We start from the raw sequence: 18,792 nt of genomic DNA on the forward strand, positions 1-18,792 counted from the left end.
TACAAGCTCACGTTAACATCTCAACAGATTTAACTTGGATGAAAGTTAAAGCTTCTACAAAAGAAGATCGTACAAAAATTCACAACCTTGGCGTAACAATTGAATCTGTTCAGGCAGATTACGTGACTGTTCTCGCAAGACCTGCAGATAAAGTAAAGTTAGAAAAAATGGGCATCGTGGATGTGAGCTTTCCATTCTCACCTGATTTAATGGATTTTCCTGATAAAGACTCAAAATTTCACAACTATCAAGAGGTCGTTACGGCTATTGATACTTTGAAGAATACAAACAAAGACATCGTTCAGGTAGAGACAATTGGGAAATCTGTTGAAGGTCGAGACATCATCAACATTAAGATCACAGCAACTCCTGAAAATGAAATCAATTTGCCAGCAATTGTTTTTATGGGAACTCACCATGCTAGGGAGCATGTTTCGACAGAAGTTCCATTGATGCTCGCTCAGTACTTGGTTGAGCAATACAATCTTGGAAACAAAACAATTCAAAACCTTCTCCAAACTAGAATAGTTCACATCATTCCAATGGTAAATCCAGATGGAGTTGAGTGGGATATTTCTTCGGGTTCTTACAAAATGTGGAGAAAAAATAGAATCAAAAACAATGACGGAACAATGGGCGTAGATTTGAATAGAAACTACGGTTACAAGTGGGGCGGCGAAGGATCAAGTAACGATCCAGGTAGCGATATCTATCGTGGACCAGCGCCTTTTAGTGAACCAGAAACTCAAGCGATCAAAAATTTTGTTGAGAACAGAAAGAATATCACAACACTTCTTTCTTTCCACACATACTCAAAATTGATTCTTTATCCATGGGGCCACAAATACGATTCTATTCAAGATGAGGCGGACAGAAAAGTTCACGAGACAATGGGCAAAACTATGGCTCAATGGAATGGATACACTCCGCAAAATTCTTCAGAGCTATACATTACTTCTGGGGATACAACGGATTGGTCTTACGGTGAACACAAGATCATTTCGTTCACTTTTGAGTTGGATCCAGAAAATATGTTTGAAGGTGGATTCTACCCAGGACAAGCCATCATCGACAGCGTATTCCAAAAGAATCTTCAACCTGCAATGTACTTGATCGAAAACACAGACAATCCATACAAAGTATTGGAGCCACAACATAAGAGCTTGGGATTCAACACACCAATATTTTGATTTAATCTTAATGTGTTAAGTTTTACGTTTAGATTTTTTTGCAAAGCCGGGATCAAATCCGGCTTTTGTTTTTTTACAAAGCTTTTCTGCTTTCTTGATTTTATCCTTGGTCACTTTTCGGAGTGGTGTATTGTGAACGATAGCATAGAGCAAAGTGAAAAACTCTGGCGTAAGAGCGGCAGAATGAGTTTTGGAATAGGTGATGCAAAGTTTTTCCCAACCCACTTTCTTTAGGTCTTCTAGTGAGTGGTAGCCCATGGCCTCGAGTTCGATAACTAGTGAAGGTGTGATGTTAAGCACTTTCTTTAATGGCGTTTTAATAATTCCCCCGAACTGGTCACTTCGATAGACTCAAAGTGACCTCAGGAGATACATAAAGCAAAACCCGTGCTCATCGTTTTGGGGGCACTATGACTCTAAGCTAGACTAATTTAAGAAGAATCTTAGTTGATGTTCTCAACTTGGGCGATAAATGGAAGATTTCTGTAGAAGTTTTGATAATCTAAACCGTAACCAACTACAAATTGGTCTTTGATTTCAAATCCAACATGATCCACTTTCAAGGGAACTTTTAAAGCTGCAGGTTTGAATAGTAATGAGGCAGTTGTAACACTTGCTGGTTTTCGTTGCTCGATATTTTTAATCAAGTAATTCATTGTCAGGCCAGTGTCCACGATGTCTTCGATGAGAAGAACATGTTTGCCTTCGATTGGAGTTGCAAGATCTAAAGTGAGTTTCACTTCCCCAGAAGACTTTGTTCCACCATGATAGCTAGAAACTCCCAGGAATTCACAAGATAAGTCCAAGTTGATGGCTCTGATCAAATCTGAAAAGAAAACGAATGAACCTTTCAAAATGCAAACAGCAACCAAGTCTTTATTTCTGAATTTATCAGTTAATGTTTCACCAAGTTGTTTTACGCGTTCGGCGATTTCTTTGTCAGAGATAAGAGATGATAATTTCAGCTGTTCCATTAAAAAGTCCTTTGAGGAATTAAGTATGCAGTTGTGTTCTATCTAAGCTTTTTACACTATCTTCTTTGGAATTGAAAGAGAGTTGTTCTTCAAAAAGTGGGTCAAAACACTGGCGGCAACGGGCTTCATAGGCATCTAGGGCCCCAACAAGGATATCGTCTGTGGATTTCACAGTTCTTTGCGTGCGACAAGCAACTCCGCCGCAGCTCATGCACACCGCATGTTGCTTTGTGACAGTTTCAGCCACAGCCATTAGTTCCGGCATCGGATGGAAGGGACGACCTTTCCAATCAGTATCCAGGCCAGAGATAATCACTCTTACGCCACGATTGGCGAGCGTGGTTGCAACATCTACGATATCTCGTGAAAAGAACTGACCCTCATCAATACCAACCACTCTGGTTGTGTCTTTGACTAATTCTAAAATCTGTTGTGCTGTTTCTACTATGACTGCCTTTGCAGTTTGATCGCTATGAGAATGAATACTGTCGGCGCTGTATCTATCATCAATTTTGGGTTTAAAAATTTGAATTCTTTGACGAGCTAATTGCGCGCGCTTTACACGACGAATAAGCTCTTCTGTTTTTCCACTGAACATACTTCCAACAACGACCTCGATAGATCCGTTCCATGGTGTATGACCGCTGTGAACCGCCATAGATACCTCCGAAGAAAAGATTCTATTCAAAAAAATTGGGTCATTGCAACTATTCTTGAGGAGAATTTGAGGGATTTTCGAATTTAATGATTTGCACAAATTCTGAGGCGCGAGAAAGGAACAATTGTGACTTGTATAGGGTTGACAGAATACTGTTGGGTCTGTCAATGGAGGCTCTTCTCGGAAGTGCATCAATAATGATCAATGTCTGATCGAGCGGGATTTTTTCGTTGAGAGAAAAGGAATTTGTAGAGCTTCCTTCTTGCGTGGCAACTCGCAAGGTTCTCTTGATATTGAGTTTGATTTTTATATCTTTATCGGTGATTTCCTCTATGAAAAAATTCATGTCATAAGTGATAAGTTCGTCGGCATATTCAAAAGTATTGTTGCCATTTTTTAAAGTCACTTCCTCGGGATTTGAAGAAAAAATCGGATTGGCTTGAGGGACTAGATGCCAATTTTGATTTGGTTTTGCATCATTGGCTGCGAGTTGATCAAGGCCGCCTTGTTCTCCGACTGTAAAGCTCACTTGCACTTGATTGAACTTTGCTCGAGGAGCTTCGGTAGTAGCTGCTTTTATTCCTGCTTGGGAATTTGCAGAGTTGGAAACAACCTCTAAAGCCCTTTCGGTTGTCGGCGGTGCTGTGCCCTCAGTTCTTTGAGTAGTAGATCCAGCCATCTTGAGTGATCCAGCGCCTGAGCCAATTTGCGTGCTCTCTTCGATCTCGATTTCAGGAGGAGCAATGGTATTTTGCGCTACGTTTTTAAAGAGAAAAAAGATAGCGCCCACAATGATAAACACAAAAGCGATGGGTTTTAATAAAGACGTTAGTCCAGCTGATAATGCTACCGTCGGTTTGTAATTATCTACGTTTACGCCACACTTAGCGCAAAACTGATCCTTCGGTTGTTCAAACCCGCATTTCGGGCAAGTCATCATCATGATGTCTGTTTCCTTATACTTAACACAGTAAATCATGCCGCTTAATTTGTAAACAAGACTTGACGCAATATTGTTCTAAGGTAAAGTGGGAGTTAGTGGGATGAAGTGGAAATTTGTGGGTTTACCTCAAGTTTCTCTTTGAAGAGAGTCCAAGGATGGACTTTCACCTTCTATAGAGAGGTGGCAACACCGATCTCAACAAAATCCAGGATGGAATATGTTTGTTTTTAAAGGTCGTTTTGATCAAAAACTTGATGAGAAAGGGAGACTTATTCTTCCGAACTCTTTCAGAGGTCAGGACAGCAAAGATCTACAACTTGGTTCGCAGCAGCTCGTCGTTACAAATGGATTTTCAAAAGGGTTTAAGTACCTTGATGTTTATCCTGCCTCAAAATGGAAGATTCTCGAGAATAAGATTTCAAAGCTCTCCTCTCTGAAAGCCGAAGTTCAGGCCTTTCAACGATTTTATTTGTCAGGAGGACAACCGCTCGATCTCGATAAGAACAATAGAATATTGATACCGATGAGTTTACGGAATTACGCAGAACTCGGTGACGAAATCATAGTTGTGGGAATGAACGATAAATTTGAAATCTGGTCTCACAAAATATGGAAAAAGTTCTATGATAAAGTGACTGAGAACTTTGATGAGACATTAGCCATCATTGCTCAACTTGAAGATGCACCAACGGATCGGAAGAAGTGATGACTAATCCAATTCTCCATAAACCCATCATGTATCAAGAGATTCTAAATATCTTTTCTGAGAAAGAGGGATTAAAAGAAAATTTTTTGGACGCCACTTTTGGAAGAGGCGGCCATACCAGAAAAATCTTGGAAGCCTTTCCGACTATCCAAGTGACTGCATTGGATCAAGATCCCGATGCGATCGAGTACGGCACAAAAGAATTTTCGGAATATATATATAACAAAAGATTGAGAATTAAGAAGTCCAACTTCTCAAAGTACGACAACAGTGATTCTGCATCTGGTAACGACATAAGATATGACGGCATAATAATGGACTTAGGCGTGAGTAGCCCACAGCTAGATACACCATCAAGGGGCTTCAGCCTTTATCACGAAGGTCCTCTAGATATGAGGATGGATCCAACGCAAGATCTCTCTGCAAAAGAGATCGTGAACAACTGGGACGAGAGGGATCTTGCGGATCTTTTTTTCAAGTACGGCGACGTGAGAAAGTCTTTTCGCGTAGCTAAGGCTATTGTAAACAAAAGAAACGAAAAGCCATTTGAAACTACGCTGGAGTTGGCAGACGTTATTGCAAAATCTTTGGGTTGGAAAAAGTCCGGACACCATCCTGCTACGGAATGTTTCCAAGCTTTGAGAATTGTCGTGAACGACGAAATGAATGCTACTCATGAGGGCATTTCAAATTTGGTAGAGATGCTAAATTACCAAGGTCGTTTGTTTGTCATCACTTTTCATTCGAGCGAAGATCGTCTAGTGAAAAGACTTTTACTGACTCTCGGCCATATTGGAAAACCTGTTTTTAAAAAAGTAATTCAACCCTCGAAAGAGGAACAAAAAGATAACCCTAGATCTAGAAGCGCAAAGCTCAGAGTCTTTGAGAGGACAGTAGAAGTATGAGATCATCAGTTAAAACCTCAACAGCAATAAAACCTTTTATCAGTGTGGGATTGATCATCTTCACCATGCTTACTGTTGTATTTATGAAAATGGAAGTTCGTAGAGTGGGCTATTCTCTCTTGAAGGACTCAAGAACACACAAGACTCTGACAGAAACAAAGCGTCTTCAAGAGATGACTCTGGCTCAGCTTGTGCGCCCAGAGAGGATCGAAAATATCGCTCAGAAACGTTTATCTCTCCAAAAACCAACAAAGGGACAGATTGTTCAGCTGTCTGGCCAAAAAATTGTTTTGCAGAACTAATTCTTAACTTTGAATTCAATCTGTTTGCTTAAAGTCTAGGATTTTGAATAATTATCTCTTCTAAAGCCTTGATTTTTTACAATCCGCTTAATAATTGCTTAACATACAACACCATTTGTTTAAAATAGATTTCAGTTAGGCAAACACTCAAATCTATGGCTAAAAAAAAGAAGACCGCGCAATCTAAAAAGAAAACTTTAAAAAAGAAATCCATTCTTGTGGATGATCTAAATTTTGTAATGAACAATCTTACATTACCAATTGTGGTTTTGGACAAGAAGGGGCGAGTCAGGCGTTATAACGAATCTTGGAAGGAAATGTTCGGGATTAAAGCGGACAAAGATTACACCAATGAAGATTATTTTGGACTATTAGAATCCTATCAAAAAAGAAACATCTATCTTCCATCGGTTAAAGAAAAAATAGAACAAATATTAAAGAAAGCTATATCTGGAAACCTTAAGCCAAAATTTTTAGAATTTCCAGTGCATGAAAAATGGTTTCTCAGTCATATGCATCCCGTTCAAACAAAAGATGTGCTCGATGGCTTTATTATAACTCATCATGATGTGTCTTTATGGAAGCAAAAGGAGCTGACGCTTCAAAGAGAGAAAGCTGAAACATTTGAAAGTAGTCAAAGAAAAATGTTCTTCTTGGCAAATCTCAATCACGAATTAAAAAGCCCTCTCAATTCTATCATCGGGTTTTCTGAACTATTAAAAGAAGAAATTGCTAAGAACGAGCATTTAGAAGGCTATGCAGGAATGATTGAAAATATAGTTGAGGGAGCGAGCCATCTTAAGAGCATAGTGTTTAGAATTCTCAATATGGCAAAGATCGAATCAGGGACATTAACTTTACAAGAAGAGCGTGTGGCGCCTGCAAAGCTTATCCAATTGTCACTTAATCTCATTCAACCCATGTACCCAACTCGATCGATTCAAGTGGAGATATGTAAGCGAGCAGCTAGAGAAACTCTAAGGTGCGATAAGAATTTAGCAATGGAAGTTTTAATCAATTTGATTGTCAATTCTCTGAAGTTTTCTCACGAACCCATTCGTATTCACTGCACGGTGAATGACAAAAAAAATCTTATTTTCAACGTGATAGATAAGGGCATCGGTATGACGGAAAAGGAAGTGAGCGTTGCCCTCGAACCTTTTGGTCAAAATGTTCGAACTCCCAACGACAAGGACACAGGTTTGGGTTTAGGAGTGCCATTTTGTAATCAAGTCATGAAGCTCCATGGCGGAGATCTCAAGATTCAGAGCGAAAAAGGAAGGGGAACAACCGTTTCCGCTGTCTTCCCACCCGATAGAATTATAGTTTAATTGCGTTTTCAATTCTGCATGGGATCAAGGTCTAGGTTCACCCTTGGTTCTGGTGGTTAGATCTACCTAAAAAACCTCAGTCGAAATAGAATAAAGTAATGAAATTCAGCCAGATTCGCTTCTACATAGTTGTTAGTTTATTGTTCACATTGTTTTCAATTTTAGTCTTAAGAGCTTTCTATATTCAGATTATTCCTAACGAAAGACTAAAAGCATTTCAAGAAAGACAATTCAAACGCGTGGTGACGCTTCAGCCTACGCGTGGAATTATTTTGGATCGTAACAAAAAAGAATTGGCATCATCCATTACCGCTTACTCACTTTTTGCAGATCCATCGATTGTTGCGAAACCCAAACAAGCGGCTATCAAGTTGGGCTGGTATTTGGGTAGATCGGGAAACGCGGTTTATAAACAGATCTCCGATAAAAACAAAAGATTTGTGTGGCTTGATCGCCAGATGACAAAAGAAAAAAGAGACAAGATTGCCAAGCTCAACATCAAAGGCTTGGGTTTTGTGGAAGAATCAAAAAGGATTTATCCGAATCACAATTTACTTTCTCAAACATTGGGGTTTGTTGGTCAGGAAGGACAAGGTCTGGGAGGCCTCGAGGGAAAATTCAATGAGGAGCTTTCGGGTTCACAAAGAAAAATGCTAATTCAAAGAGACGCTAGAGGAAGACCACTGCTTGCAAATGGAAAATTATTTAATGATCAACCCGATGGATCGACCATTGAATTAACGATTGATAGTGAACTTCAATATGTTCTTGAGCAGGAACTAAAAAAATCACTTGTCGAGAATGAAGCTGACACTTCTGTGGGTGTTGTTATGGATGCACAAACGAATGAGATTGTTGCAATGTCGTCTTATCCGGACTTCAATCCCAACGAGGCTTTAGAAGCAGATCCAAATTCTAGAAAGAATAGAGTTGTAACTGATCCTTTTGAGACGGGAAGTACACTAAAGTCTTTTGTGGCGGCAGGTGCTCTTAGAGCGGGACTGTTAGAGCCAAATACAAAATACTATTGTGAAAAAGGTTTAATGAAAGTGGCAGACAGAGTGATCAAGGAAGCAACCCAGGAGCACAAATGGGAGTGGCTAACGGTGAGTGAAATTTTAGCCAAATCTTCAAACATAGGTATGGTTAAAATTGGTTTCCAACTAGGAGCAAAGAAGACAAAAGAAATCTTAGATGATTTCGGATTCGGACAAAAAACTGGAATCACTTTGGGTGGTGATTCGAGAGGGATCATTCCACCAACTCCATGGAGTGAGGTGAGTCTTGCAAATATTTCTTTTGGTCACGGTATTGCTGTGAGCGCATTGCAAATTACAAATGCTTACACAGTACTGGCTAACGGTGGAGTTTTAAAAGAGCCATTATTGGTAAAATCCATAACAGATCCAATGACTGACGACAAAGAAACTTTTGAGGCCCGAAAAATCAGAAGAGTACTTTCAGAAGAGCAGGCAAAGACAATGCTCCTTATGCTCATGGGTGTAACTCAGGACGAGGGAACTGGCGTGAATGCAAGAGTCCCTGGTTTTCCTGTCGCGGGTAAAACAGGGACTGCTCAAAAAGTAGATTCTGAAAAAGGCGGTTACATGAAAGGTGCATACATTTCCTCTTTTGCGGGAATTATTCCGGCAAATGACCCAAAGTATGTGATTTATGTAGCGGTCGATAATCCTAAGAAAAAATATTACGGATCAGAAGTAGCCGCTCCAGTATTCGCAAAAGTAGCTAGCTTCGCCATGAGAAGGTCAGGTATCAGTCCAATTCTCCTCACGGAAGAGAATGTTATTGGTAATCAAACAAAACTAGAGAAAAAAGCCAAAGACATCGTGATGAAATTGGCGCGTGAAGTGAACAAAGACATTCCACAAACGGATGAAGACCGTTTAGTTGGCTTAACTGTTCGTGAAGTGATGGAAAAAACAAGAGACCAAAAAAACGCAAAAGTAAAAATCTATGGAAGTGGTGAGAGCTACAAAGTCACTTCTGAATCCAAAGACGATTCAAAAATTATCAAGGTCTATTTTCGTTAAGAATAAAGTTATTATCAGTAAAGAGTGCTCTCAGAGCTAAGATGTTCTTGTCTAAAAAATTCTGGCTCCGCATTGAAATAGTCCTTACCGGTAGTGTGTTCCAAGGTGACATCGGTCAATATCCACTTTTCATCTATTAAAACTTCATTCCAGGCGTGGAATCCAACCGTAGCTTGACCAACTATAATTCGAGTCGGGATATTGGATGCTCTTAATAGCGCCGCATACAGAGCTGCGTAACCGACGCAAAGATCCGTTTTACGTTGCAACGTATATATTGCCGAAAAATCTCTAGAGTGAATATCTTCATAACTCAGTCCGGTTGAAGCTTTTTCTAAAGATGAGTAGTCATAGGAAATATTATCTTTTATCCAGTCATACAAAGCTTTAGCTTTGTCCAGAGTTGAGGTTTTATTTTTAGTGATTTCAGCTGCTAAGTTAATAATTATTTGCGAATCACTTTCAACATGATGACTGGGCATTAAATCTGGGTTGAGCGTGAGTTCAGATTGAACCTCTAGATCGTCATAGACAATGTAGTTGTCTGATTTTTCACTCCCAGAAGAAGTCTTTGCTAGAAACGATATTTTATAATCGCCAGGACCCTCTCTGAAAAAAACACGCTCAGTCCATCTCCCGGTAAGATCTAATTTTACAATTTGAAAAATACCTTCTTTTGAATTTTCATGAGAAATCTTCAAATAAGCTTTTTTGGCGTTGGGTGGTATTACGCCTGTTAGTGCCAAAGAGTTTAATTCCTTACCGAGTACTTGAATAGAATATTTATCTAGATTTTGTGCATTTGTTGAGGCGGTGCTTACCCTCACACCGGATTGATTTGATAAGCGCAGAGATTTTTGCTGAGTGGCAATTAAATTTTTATTGCCCCTATAATAAAGTTCATTTTGAATAATTTGAAATTTTCTGAACGCTTTAAGGCAATCTGCTGATTGGGTTAATTTGTTCAGCTCTATTTGAATTTCGGAAAATGGAGTGCCTTCTTGAATGGATTTGACTAAGTAATTAGAGACCTTTGATCCACAAGCTGAAGCTAAACTAGAAATTGCTTTTGTCACTTGCAGACTCAACTCAAAGCCAGAAGCTTTCTTTGCATCTCCGGCAGTGAATTGGGCAAGGACAGTATGGATAAAGAGGAATTGAAAAATAATTGATAATAAAATTTGCTTCATACAAACTACTCCGCTGGAAAGAAATTATAGGCATTCCCTAAAACAGTTTTATTATCTAAAGATAGAAAAAAGGCTGAGCAATTCAGGGCATAGGCGAAATTGGTCGGTACCTGTAAAGTACCTACACAAATTAACGCCATCAAAATCAACGTATTGCTTTTAAGTGCACCCGTAATTGCCATAACAATTAAAATGCAGATTTGATACCAGCTGGAACACAGATAGGCTTACGCGTACGCGAGCGAGTTGGTCTCACGAATTTCAGACAATGATTCGGTTTTCGTCTGTGACCGTAGGTTAGATCGATTAAAACAGATTTTCAGCACCGCATCGCTCTTGCAATACCTATGTTCAATTAAACTTATTGAATTATGCATATAGTATATGTATAATATAGGAGTTATTGTGGCACCTACAGTTTTTCGGATTTGGAATTTAAAAGTAATTATTTACCCTAAGGATCATTTTCCTCCTCATGTACATATTTGTGGGCCTGAGGCAGAGGCAAAGTTTGATATGAGATCTTGGGAATGTATAGAAAGTTTTGGGTTTACAGAAAATTCTCTAAAAAAAATTCGTCAATATCTGAAAGAACGAGAGAGCACTCTATGGGAGGTTTGGAATGAGTACCAAGAATAAAAAAATAACTTATGGAAAAGTAGAAATACCCAGTAATGCTTTTGATCCTCAGAATATCAAAGAGCGTATCACGATAATGTTGGATCAAGATATTCTCGATGCCTATCGTAAAAAAGCTAAAGAAACGGGTGATAAGTATCAGTCCTTGATAAACAGAACTCTTAGAGAAACTTTGTCAAAACACCCAAGCTTAGAAAAACGAATTGAGGCTCTTGAGCAAAAAATTAAAAAATTAGGTTAATTACATTTTGAATCAATAGAACGGATTGCGGAGTTTTTGTACTTTTCGCGTAATATAATCTGCACTGCTTGTTTTTGTTTTAGTCTGCCAGCTTTGAGTTCTAAGTAAAGGTCCGTTTCTAATTGAGGCCGGGTGGCTTTTACTTTTTCATGTTCGGGCCATAAATTCTCTGGAGAGTTATCACCGCCAATTGAGAGTGGAATGATGTGATCGATCGTGTACTTATTGCGGCATTTTTCTGGAATATTGTAGAGTTCGTAGAGGGATTTTTTTGTGGAGCTTGAAACGTTTCGTTCGCAGTAGGGGATTTTTTCTTTGTAGCGGTCTTCAGAGTAATCGGGATTCTGTCGGTTGCAGAGCGAGCCTTCAGCCCATTCGGGATTTGGGGTTAAAGGATACGCAAACCCCTGAAAAGAAAAACCAATGGATAAAACTATCCCTAATAAGAATATTTTCATTCCTACCCCTCCCACATCACGGATTGTATGAGAGGCTTATTTTCTTTCCTACGATTTCATAATTTTTAGGCCCAAAGTCTAGTATTACTCATTCTTAGGACAGCCGAAGAGATCTTCTATGAAGATTTTATTTTGGTCGATCACAATTCTACTCACATCCGCAGCTTGCTCTCCTAGTTTTAAAACTTTAGGTAAAAAAACCAATGAACTCGTAGACAACATTGGTTGTAAAACAGCCAAGAGCAGAATGTTTGATGTTCTTTTGGCAGGGTATGACGAAACGGAAAAAATCATCAGAGCAGAAGAACTTGAACCTCTCATCGAAAAAAGAATTCGAGAGACTTGGAAAAATCTATCTGCGGCACAAGCAAAAAATCTAAAAGAAAATATTTTAAATTTTTACAAAGAAATCAATTTCACCCTCAACAATGAAACCCGCCCTAAAATTTTAAAAGAAAGTTTAGCGGCCTTCGAAGTGGGCGTAAAAGATGGCGTTGAGTACGGTGCCTATACCGAAAAAATATCTCAAAAAGTAAATTCACTTTTGGCCTTCAGCCAAGAGCTGAATCTAGATTGTGAAGAACCAGAGCCGGAGCAACCTATCGAAGAGCCAATTGAGCAACCGATAACATCACCGGTGAGCCACGGAAGTCATTTTGCTTTGGCCGTGGCCTATCAAAGTTGTGATGCCCTAGAAAGAAAGCCCATGGGAGATAACGATGCCAGTGTTAAAGGAATTAAAATCACGGGAACACATTCCTCAGGCAGTGGTAAGAAAAGAGAGATCGCCAGTCTTTCTGAAGTTCAATCTTCTCATTATTACATTAAGAATGTGCAATATGAAAAAAATTGTGTGACCGTGGCCAATTCCCCGTTGATTTATGATTACGGAGGAAAGCCTTACACCAAATCTGCTGAACCTAAGGTACTCGATTTTTTTAAGGATGGAGGTACTGGTACAAATGTTTTAGGAATTGATTGTTCGGGATTTGTATTTTCCTCACTTGCAAGTGGTGGCGCAAGAATTTCTGCAAAAACAGACATGAAGGCTTCCCTAGTTCACGGGATTCCGGCGAAAGCATATATGAATCCTTCAGGAAACGGAATGGATTGCATTGAGCCTGCGAAATTTGGTTATAGTCATGGAACTTTAAAGGACGGAGACATCGTTGCGATCTCTGGTCACATTGTGATTATTGATCAAGTAGGAGAAGATCCTTTTGGATTTAAAAAATTAACTAAGGTAAGTGAATGTAATTCTCTAACGTACAAAGATTTTGATTTTGTCATTGCCCAATCGAGTCCTACCAAAGGCGGCATTGGCATCAGTAGAAATACTCCGCAGAGTTATCTGAAAGAAAGTTCAACTATCAGAAATGGATTAGAGTACTACGCTAAACAGAATTGTCTGGCTCATTTTAACAAAACAAATCCAACTATCAGTTATAGCTCGGTCAAAATAGTTAGACATAAAAATACTCAAGAGTGTAGAACGCCTGCCCTAACTTTAAGAAGTCAAGAGTGTGTTCAATCATGTTTTGTAAATTAGAAACCTATAATGTAATTTTTAGGATATCTCTATAGGGTATTATATTTACTTTTTAAAAACCATTTTGCTTTTTTGTCATCAATAAACCTACCCTCACTCTACGCTTGGTCAATAGGCCATTCAGAAAGCTTTGAGGGTAGTTATGTTGGGGAAAATATTTGTTTATTTGCTTTTAATATTGAGTGCTTTTCAATGGACAGAAATATCTCGGGCTGAGACTTTCATACCTAATTCTTTTTCTTGGTATATGATGAACAGGCTTTATCATAATAACTATTCGGATGAGGCTTCAGATTTTTATACTTCCTTGGCTTCGCCTAAAGGCAGTCCGATCCTGCTTTCACGCAAGGAAATTAGAAATGCTTTATTTGAACAGTATACAGCTGAAGGCATTTCCTCGATTGCGCTCAAATCGGAATGGAGAGTAGCTACAGATATCGAATCCGTTTATAATATGAAAAGCGCATACAATATTCATATGACAGCTAAACAAAGAAGCATATTGCCGCCAGTAGAGCGACTCTACAGCGATATACTGATGTTGCTTGAGCTCCACGCCAGGTTGATTAAAGCTAAAGATCTACATCGTCTGTTGGACAGAAAATCCATAGAAAACTTCAGCCAAGAAGTGGCTCTAGCCATAAGTGAAATGATCACAGCCTCAGAGGAGCACTACAAAAGATCAAAAATTCGTTGGCCCATTTTTAATTTGGGTAATGATTACCGAATCAATTTTCTAAAAAATGGCATTGGTATACAAGAGGCGGCGCAAGAATTGTTTGTAGGATCCTCTACACTTCGATTTGAAATAGAGAAGATCCTCTTTGTAAATGATGAATTGCTTGAGGAAAAGATAAAGGCCGCGGAAGAAACGAGACTTACAGTTTACAGAATTCTTGGCGTCCTCAGTAAAAAGAAGAGATCAAGCGCTCAATTAAGCGCTCTGTGTAAATCCTTATTCCGTTAATCGCAGTCTGAATTTCCTTTTTTAAGTTGAACTGGAGTTTTCTTAGTCTTCAAGATAAGTGCGATGGCGTCTTTTTGTGACATTTGATTATCTCTTACGGCCATGAAGACTTCCTCTTCTAAATATAGGCGAGTAGCTTTTATGTTTTTGTGTTCTGGCCATAGGTTTTTTGCAGTGTTATCACCACCAATTGAAAGTGGGATGATGTGATCAATCGTGTATTGGCCTCGACATTTTTCTGGAACTTTATAAAGGTCGTAGAGTTCTTGTTTTAATTCCCACTCCACGTTTCTTTTGCAGTATGGAATTTTTTGAGCATAGCGATCTGTTTGATAATCAGGATTTTGCTTATTGCAGAGAGAGCCTTGAGCCCATGCTGGATTTGGTACCAGCGGATAAGCTTGAGATTGAAGTGTGATTGTAAGTAAGAATAGCCCCAGCAGAATTGATTTCATTAGCCCCCCTTTGAAATCTGAATATTTAAATTGCCCCAATTTGACTTGGCACAGTCTAGTTATTTTAGTGAGTGTTTTTCAAGAAAATACTGTTAAAATTTATCAATAAATGTAAATCGCAAAAATAAAAGAGCTATGAGAATAACTAAAATATGAATATTACTGATCTTTTTATAAAATATCCAAACACAAAACCTTGCCAAGATCATCGAATTTTGGAGGCTGGAGATATATTTGTTGCCATCAAAGGAAGCACTTTTGATGCTCACGGGGTGCTCCATGAAGTTATAGCAAAGAATCCTGCGGTTATCGTGGTTCAAGATTCTAGCGCCTTTAGTAAAGGTTCGGCTGCCAAAGATTTTAAAGGTGAAAAAATCATCGTTCAGAATTCCAGAGCTGCTTTCGACCAACTTTGCCACGCCTATTTTGGTTCTCCTTCACAAAAACTTTTTTGTGTTGGAGTCACTGGAACAAACGGAAAAACTACGACTTCACATATGGTAGAGTTTGCTCTCAATCAATTCAATTTAGGTACAGGAGTGATCGGAACCATCGATCATCATTATGCCGGATCTTCTTTAAAAGTAAAAAAATGGGAAACAAATTTGACAGCTCCTGGTAGTTTAGAGTTTTACTCTCGATTAAGAGATTTTGTAGAGCTCGGAGCGAAAGCCTTATCTGTAGAGGTTTCAAGCCACGCCATTGATCAAGATAGAATGAGCTCTTGTGAGTTTGATGTAGGAATTTTTACGAATCTCACGCGCGATCACTTAGATTACCATGGTGATATGGAAAAGTACTTTAAAGCTAAGGAAAAATTCTTTACAGAAATTTTAAAAAATTCTCCTAAAAAATCAAAGTACGCAGTCATCAATCAAGACGATCCTTACGGTAGGCAGATTCAAATTCCAAAAAATGTACAAAAAATCTCCTACGGCGAAAAGAACTCCGATTTGACTTATGAAATTCTAGAGCAAAGCTTTGCCGGTCAGAGATTAAATATCAATTACCAAGGGAAAAAATACGCTTCGCAGATTCATCTGTCAGGACAGTTTAATATTTTAAATTACCTAGCAACTCTTGGGGTTTTGCTTGCTAAGCAAATGCCTCTATCAAAATCGATTGAGATTTTTTCAAACTTTACAGGAGTTCGCGGAAGACTTGAAAAAGTTGCGAACAATAAAGGCATTCATGTGTTTGTAGATTACGCACACACACCGGATGCTCTAGAAAATGTTTTAAAAACATTGGGAGAGATTAGGAAAGAGAGTAAGAACGATAAAAAAATCATTACTGTTTTTGGTTGCGGGGGTGATCGCGATAAAGGGAAGCGTCCAATTATGGGTGAAATTGCTTCTAGAATGTCTGACTTTGCCGTGATCACTTCGGATAATCCAAGAACAGAGGATCCTGCGCAAATTATAAAAGACGTTGAAGCAGGATGTGCCGGTCGCAAAAATTATGAAATTGAAGTCGATCGTAAGAAAGCCATTGAAAAAGCTCTGAATATTGCAAAAAATGGAGATGCAGTCCTCATTGCTGGCAAGGGTCATGAAGACTACCAAATCGTAGGCCTTACAAAGCACTACTTTGATGATGTGGAAGTTGTAAAAGAATATTTAAGCAAATAAATAAGGAAGAATAAATATGGCTGATCAATTTTTCACAGTCGATGAATTAGTAAAAATGACTAAAGGAAAACTCCTTCAAAAACAAGATTCTTTTGTTTACGGTATTTCCACGGATTCCAGAACAATACAAAAAGGCGATTTATTTATTCCGCTTAAAGGTGAGAACTTTGATGGTCACGATTACGTCGCTCAAGTGGTAGAGAAGGGTGCGGCGGCCGCCCTGGTTTCTCAAGACCTCAAAGAGAAAGTCGGAATCACTCTCATAAAAGTGGACGATACTCTAAAAGCTCTTCAAGACATGGGATCGTCCTATAGACATGCATATCCTTTTAAAATCATCGGTATCACGGGTTCGAACGGAAAAACCACTACAAAATTTTTCACCGAGAAAATTCTTTCCCAACAATTTAGAACATACGCTTCTCAAAAAAGCTTCAACAATCACTTCGGAGTTCCCTTGACCCTTCTTGCATTAAAGCCAGATACGCAGTTTGGAATTGTAGAGATCGGGATGAATCATGCGGGAGAAATTTCTGCTCTTACAAAAATGGCAGATCCCGATATTGCACTTGTGACAACCGTAGGGCGTGCGCACTTAATGGATTTTGATGGAGTGGAAGGAATCGCCAAAGAGAAAAGCGATATCTACAGAAAATCTAGAGGGGATAATATTAAGGTTTTCAATCTCGATAATGATTCTACGGCCGAAATGTATAGAGAGTTTAAAGGTCAAGGACATGCGATTACTTTTTCTTCAGTCAAGAAGGATGTCGATGTTCATTTTGAATTAAAAGAAATGGGATTGGAGCACTTAAGAATCACAGGAGCAATCAAAGGTGTTCCTGGTGAAGTCGTGATTCCTGTATTTGGAGCACACAATGTGATAAACCTTATGGGTGCCGCAGGAATTGCACTTGCAGCAGGCATGACTCCGGAAAATATTTGGTCAGCACTTCCTAGTTGTCAAACCGTGTGGGGGAGAAACATGCTGGTTCATCTAAAATCAAAAGCAAATTTGATTTTTGATGGCTACAATGCAAACCCCGACAGCATGAAGGCTCTCGTCGATAATCTTTCGCAGCTTACAGTAGATGGAAAAAAAATTGTTATCCTTGGGGATATGCTCGAGATGGGTGAGCAGGCCGATGAGCTTCACTCTGAGCTTGGAGAATTTATTGGTAGAAAAGGATTCGAGGTGGTTTGGTTTCTTGGACAGTTTTCGAAGTCTTTTGAAGCGGGAATTAAGAAGTCTCAATATTCAAAAAACTTATTTATATCAAATGGTTATGAAGAAAGTCTTGCAGTCAAAGTCGCATCTATGGTAGAACCTTCAGATATTGTTGTTATGAAGGGATCTCGAGGTGCGCGACTTGAAAAATTAGTTCCGCATTTTCAGCCCGTCAATTGGAACGTTTAAGATGGAACGACCAAATCATAACAGGTGAATTAATTTTTACATCTTGGGATACGGAATTTAAATGTTATACAAATTGCTCTACGCTCTGGCTGAAGATATCTCTGCTTTTAACGTTTTCAGATACATCACATTTAGAACATTTATTGCATTCTTGACCGGATTTGGTCTTTGCATTTTTTGGGGACCATCTTTCATCAAAAAATTAATTAAAAAGCAAATGAATCAATCCATTCGTGATGACGGACCAGAAAGTCACAAGAAAAAAGTTGGAACCCCAACCATGGGTGGAATCTTAATCTTAGCGTGTATTTTTATTCCAAGTCTTCTTTGGACAGATCTTTTAAATCCGATGGTTCAAGCCATTCTTGTTATTACACTCGGATTTGCGTTGATCGGTTATGCTGATGACCAAATGAAAGTAAAAAAGAAGAATACAAAAGGTGTTTCTGGAAAAGTGAGACTCGGTTTAGAGTTTTTGATTTCTGGAATCGTGATTGCTTGGCTTATTTACAGTCATGATTTTTCTACGGAAGTTTATGTTCCATTTTTTAAGGACGTCGTTTTTGATTTAGGTTGGGCTTACGTCGCTTTCGGAGCACTCGTGATTGCTGGTTGCGCGAACGCGGTGAATTTGACAGACGGACTGGATGGATTAGCTATTGTGCCGGTGATTGTGGCTGCTGGAACTTATGCGCTTTTCGCGTATGTTGCGGGTCACTACAGCCTTGCGCAGTATTTACAAATTCCATATATTCCAGGCGTTGGCGAGATCACTCCAATAGCTGCGACAGTGATAGCAGCAGGCTTAGGATTTTTGTGGTTCAACACATATCCGGCACAAGTATTTATGGGAGACATCGGATCTCTAGGTCTTGGTGGATTCATTGGAACCATTGCGGTGTTAACTAAAAACGAATTGTTGTTGATTATTGTGGGAGGAGTTTTTGTTGCCGAAGCTCTCTCTGTGATAGGGCAAGTGGCATCATTTAAATTAACAGGAAAAAGAATTTTTAAAATGGCTCCTCTTCATCATCATTTTGAATTGAAGGGAATTGCGGAACCGAAAGTAATCGTAAGATTCTGGATTGTTGCAATCATCTTGGCCGTTTTAAGTTTAAGCACTCTAAAATTAAGATAAAGAAAAGTGAAACTAGCCAGAGGCTAGTTTCACTTGAAATATAAGGT

General features: G+C 39.0%; 20 protein-coding genes. 13 read left to right on the top strand and 7 right to left on the bottom strand.

What is annotated here, in order from left to right; all coding sequences use genetic code 11:
* Positions 1–1,190: M14 family metallopeptidase (locus tag V4596_05605; GenBank protein ID MES2768606.1), on the top strand; the 1,190-nt coding region annotated here is incomplete at its 5' end.
* Between the two features lie 15 nt (positions 1,191–1,205).
* Here V4596_05605 and V4596_05610 read toward each other — a convergent pair.
* The 4 genes from V4596_05610 to V4596_05625 all read right to left on the bottom strand — a co-directional run bounded on the left by V4596_05610 (position 1,206) and on the right by V4596_05625 (position 3,801).
* Positions 1,206–1,490, bottom strand: coding sequence for a hypothetical protein (locus V4596_05610; protein MES2768607.1), 285 nt, complete (start codon positions 1,488–1,490; stop codon positions 1,206–1,208).
* 143 nt (positions 1,491–1,633) lie between these two features.
* Positions 1,634–2,164 carry a hypoxanthine phosphoribosyltransferase gene (gene hpt / locus V4596_05615; GenBank protein ID MES2768608.1) on the bottom strand — a complete coding sequence of 177 codons (531 nt, stop codon included), beginning with the start codon at positions 2,162–2,164 and terminating at the stop codon, positions 1,634–1,636.
* 19 nt (positions 2,165–2,183) lie between these two features.
* Positions 2,184–2,822: a thymidine kinase gene (locus tag V4596_05620; protein MES2768609.1), complete on the bottom strand. Its 639-nt coding sequence runs from the start codon at positions 2,820–2,822 to the stop codon at positions 2,184–2,186.
* A 49-nt stretch (positions 2,823–2,871) separates the two neighbouring features.
* Positions 2,872–3,801 carry a zinc ribbon domain-containing protein gene (locus V4596_05625; GenBank protein MES2768610.1) on the bottom strand — a complete coding sequence of 310 codons (930 nt, stop codon included), beginning with the start codon at positions 3,799–3,801 and terminating at the stop codon, positions 2,872–2,874.
* Between the two features lie 181 nt (positions 3,802–3,982).
* Between V4596_05625 and mraZ the strand changes: the two genes are divergently transcribed.
* The 5 genes from mraZ to V4596_05650 all read left to right on the top strand — a co-directional run bounded on the left by mraZ (position 3,983) and on the right by V4596_05650 (position 9,060).
* Complete coding sequence (gene mraZ / locus V4596_05630; GenBank protein MES2768611.1) at positions 3,983–4,471, top strand: division/cell wall cluster transcriptional repressor MraZ; 489 nt, start codon at positions 3,983–3,985, stop codon at positions 4,469–4,471.
* A complete protein-coding gene (rsmH, locus tag V4596_05635; GenBank protein ID MES2768612.1) occupies positions 4,471–5,376 on the top strand; it encodes a 16S rRNA (cytosine(1402)-N(4))-methyltransferase RsmH in 906 nt (301 codons plus the stop codon). The genes mraZ and rsmH overlap by 1 nt, the downstream gene beginning before the upstream one ends.
* Complete coding sequence (locus tag V4596_05640) at positions 5,373–5,678, top strand: histidine kinase (GenBank protein MES2768613.1); 306 nt, start codon at positions 5,373–5,375, stop codon at positions 5,676–5,678. The genes rsmH and V4596_05640 overlap by 4 nt, the downstream gene beginning before the upstream one ends.
* Positions 5,679–5,833: 155 nt before the next feature.
* Positions 5,834–7,009, top strand: coding sequence for an ATP-binding protein (locus V4596_05645; protein MES2768614.1), 1,176 nt, complete (start codon positions 5,834–5,836; stop codon positions 7,007–7,009).
* Between the two features lie 98 nt (positions 7,010–7,107).
* The gene (locus tag V4596_05650) at positions 7,108–9,060 is read left to right on the top strand and encodes a penicillin-binding protein 2 (GenBank protein MES2768615.1); all 1,953 of its coding nucleotides are present in this window, start codon (positions 7,108–7,110) and stop codon (positions 9,058–9,060) included.
* 14 nt (positions 9,061–9,074) lie between these two features.
* Here the strand turns inward: V4596_05650 and V4596_05655 are convergent, their stop codons facing one another.
* Complete coding sequence (locus tag V4596_05655; protein MES2768616.1) at positions 9,075–10,250, bottom strand: transglutaminase-like domain-containing protein; 1,176 nt, start codon at positions 10,248–10,250, stop codon at positions 9,075–9,077.
* A gap of 405 nt (positions 10,251–10,655) precedes the next feature.
* On the opposite strand from V4596_05655, the gene V4596_05660 reads away from it, so the two are divergent.
* Both V4596_05660 and V4596_05665 read left to right on the top strand, forming a co-directional pair.
* Positions 10,656–10,889, top strand: coding sequence for a DUF4160 domain-containing protein (locus V4596_05660; GenBank protein MES2768617.1), 234 nt, complete (start codon positions 10,656–10,658; stop codon positions 10,887–10,889).
* Positions 10,873–11,130: a BrnA antitoxin family protein gene (locus V4596_05665; GenBank protein MES2768618.1), complete on the top strand. Its 258-nt coding sequence runs from the start codon at positions 10,873–10,875 to the stop codon at positions 11,128–11,130. The genes V4596_05660 and V4596_05665 overlap by 17 nt, the downstream gene beginning before the upstream one ends.
* Here V4596_05665 and V4596_05670 read toward each other — a convergent pair.
* A complete protein-coding gene (locus V4596_05670) occupies positions 11,127–11,588 on the bottom strand; it encodes an HNH endonuclease signature motif containing protein (protein MES2768619.1) in 462 nt (153 codons plus the stop codon). The two genes, V4596_05665 and V4596_05670, sit on opposite strands and share 4 nt — an antisense overlap.
* A 118-nt stretch (positions 11,589–11,706) precedes the next feature.
* Here V4596_05670 and V4596_05675 point away from each other — a divergent pair, with 118 nt between their 5' ends.
* Both V4596_05675 and V4596_05680 read left to right on the top strand, forming a co-directional pair.
* Positions 11,707–13,137 (top strand): hypothetical protein, encoded by a 1,431-nt coding sequence (locus V4596_05675; protein ID MES2768620.1) that lies wholly within the window; start codon positions 11,707–11,709, stop codon positions 13,135–13,137.
* 142 nt (positions 13,138–13,279) lie between these two features.
* Positions 13,280–14,104, top strand: a complete 825-nt coding sequence (locus tag V4596_05680; protein ID MES2768621.1) for a hypothetical protein — start codon at positions 13,280–13,282, stop codon at positions 14,102–14,104.
* Here the strand turns inward: V4596_05680 and V4596_05685 are convergent.
* Positions 14,101–14,559, bottom strand: a complete 459-nt coding sequence (locus V4596_05685; GenBank protein ID MES2768622.1) for an HNH endonuclease signature motif containing protein — start codon at positions 14,557–14,559, stop codon at positions 14,101–14,103. The two genes, V4596_05680 and V4596_05685, sit on opposite strands and share 4 nt — an antisense overlap.
* Positions 14,560–14,711: 152 nt before the next feature.
* Between V4596_05685 and V4596_05690 the strand changes: the two genes are divergently transcribed.
* The 3 genes from V4596_05690 to mraY all read left to right on the top strand — a co-directional run bounded on the left by V4596_05690 (position 14,712) and on the right by mraY (position 18,745).
* The gene (locus tag V4596_05690) at positions 14,712–16,190 is read left to right on the top strand and encodes a UDP-N-acetylmuramoyl-L-alanyl-D-glutamate--2,6-diaminopimelate ligase (protein ID MES2768623.1); all 1,479 of its coding nucleotides are present in this window, start codon (positions 14,712–14,714) and stop codon (positions 16,188–16,190) included.
* A gap of 16 nt (positions 16,191–16,206) precedes the next feature.
* Positions 16,207–17,607 carry a UDP-N-acetylmuramoyl-tripeptide--D-alanyl-D-alanine ligase gene (gene murF / locus V4596_05695; protein MES2768624.1) on the top strand — a complete coding sequence of 467 codons (1,401 nt, stop codon included), beginning with the start codon at positions 16,207–16,209 and terminating at the stop codon, positions 17,605–17,607.
* A 61-nt stretch (positions 17,608–17,668) separates the two neighbouring features.
* Positions 17,669–18,745 carry a phospho-N-acetylmuramoyl-pentapeptide-transferase gene (mraY, locus tag V4596_05700; GenBank protein MES2768625.1) on the top strand — a complete coding sequence of 359 codons (1,077 nt, stop codon included), beginning with the start codon at positions 17,669–17,671 and terminating at the stop codon, positions 18,743–18,745.
* The last annotated feature ends 47 nt before the right edge of the window (positions 18,746–18,792 follow it).

Source organism: Bdellovibrionota bacterium (assembly GCA_040386775.1).
GTDB lineage: Bacteria > Bdellovibrionota > Bdellovibrionia > Bdellovibrionales > JAEYZS01 > JAEYZS01.

Coding starts and splice junctions, on each gene's coding strand:
- V4596_05690 (MES2768623.1), top strand. CDS start 14,712: ATGAATATTACTGATCTTTTTATAAAATATCCAAACACAAAACCTTGC.
- V4596_05655 (MES2768616.1), bottom strand. CDS start 10,250: ATGAAGCAAATTTTATTATCAATTATTTTTCAATTCCTCTTTATCCAT.
- murF (MES2768624.1), top strand. CDS start 16,207: ATGGCTGATCAATTTTTCACAGTCGATGAATTAGTAAAAATGACTAAA.
- V4596_05665 (MES2768618.1), top strand. CDS start 10,873: ATGAGTACCAAGAATAAAAAAATAACTTATGGAAAAGTAGAAATACCC.
- V4596_05680 (MES2768621.1), top strand. CDS start 13,280: ATGTTGGGGAAAATATTTGTTTATTTGCTTTTAATATTGAGTGCTTTT.
- hpt (MES2768608.1), bottom strand. CDS start 2,164: ATGGAACAGCTGAAATTATCATCTCTTATCTCTGACAAAGAAATCGCC.
- V4596_05670 (MES2768619.1), bottom strand. CDS start 11,588: ATGAAAATATTCTTATTAGGGATAGTTTTATCCATTGGTTTTTCTTTT.
- V4596_05675 (MES2768620.1), top strand. CDS start 11,707: ATGAAGATTTTATTTTGGTCGATCACAATTCTACTCACATCCGCAGCT.
- V4596_05650 (MES2768615.1), top strand. CDS start 7,108: ATGAAATTCAGCCAGATTCGCTTCTACATAGTTGTTAGTTTATTGTTC.
- V4596_05640 (MES2768613.1), top strand. CDS start 5,373: ATGAGATCATCAGTTAAAACCTCAACAGCAATAAAACCTTTTATCAGT.
- mraZ (MES2768611.1), top strand. CDS start 3,983: ATGTTTGTTTTTAAAGGTCGTTTTGATCAAAAACTTGATGAGAAAGGG.
- V4596_05620 (MES2768609.1), bottom strand. CDS start 2,822: ATGGCGGTTCACAGCGGTCATACACCATGGAACGGATCTATCGAGGTC.
- V4596_05625 (MES2768610.1), bottom strand. CDS start 3,801: ATGATTTACTGTGTTAAGTATAAGGAAACAGACATCATGATGATGACT.
- V4596_05685 (MES2768622.1), bottom strand. CDS start 14,559: ATGAAATCAATTCTGCTGGGGCTATTCTTACTTACAATCACACTTCAA.
- V4596_05645 (MES2768614.1), top strand. CDS start 5,834: ATGGCTAAAAAAAAGAAGACCGCGCAATCTAAAAAGAAAACTTTAAAA.
- rsmH (MES2768612.1), top strand. CDS start 4,471: ATGACTAATCCAATTCTCCATAAACCCATCATGTATCAAGAGATTCTA.
- mraY (MES2768625.1), top strand. CDS start 17,669: ATGTTATACAAATTGCTCTACGCTCTGGCTGAAGATATCTCTGCTTTT.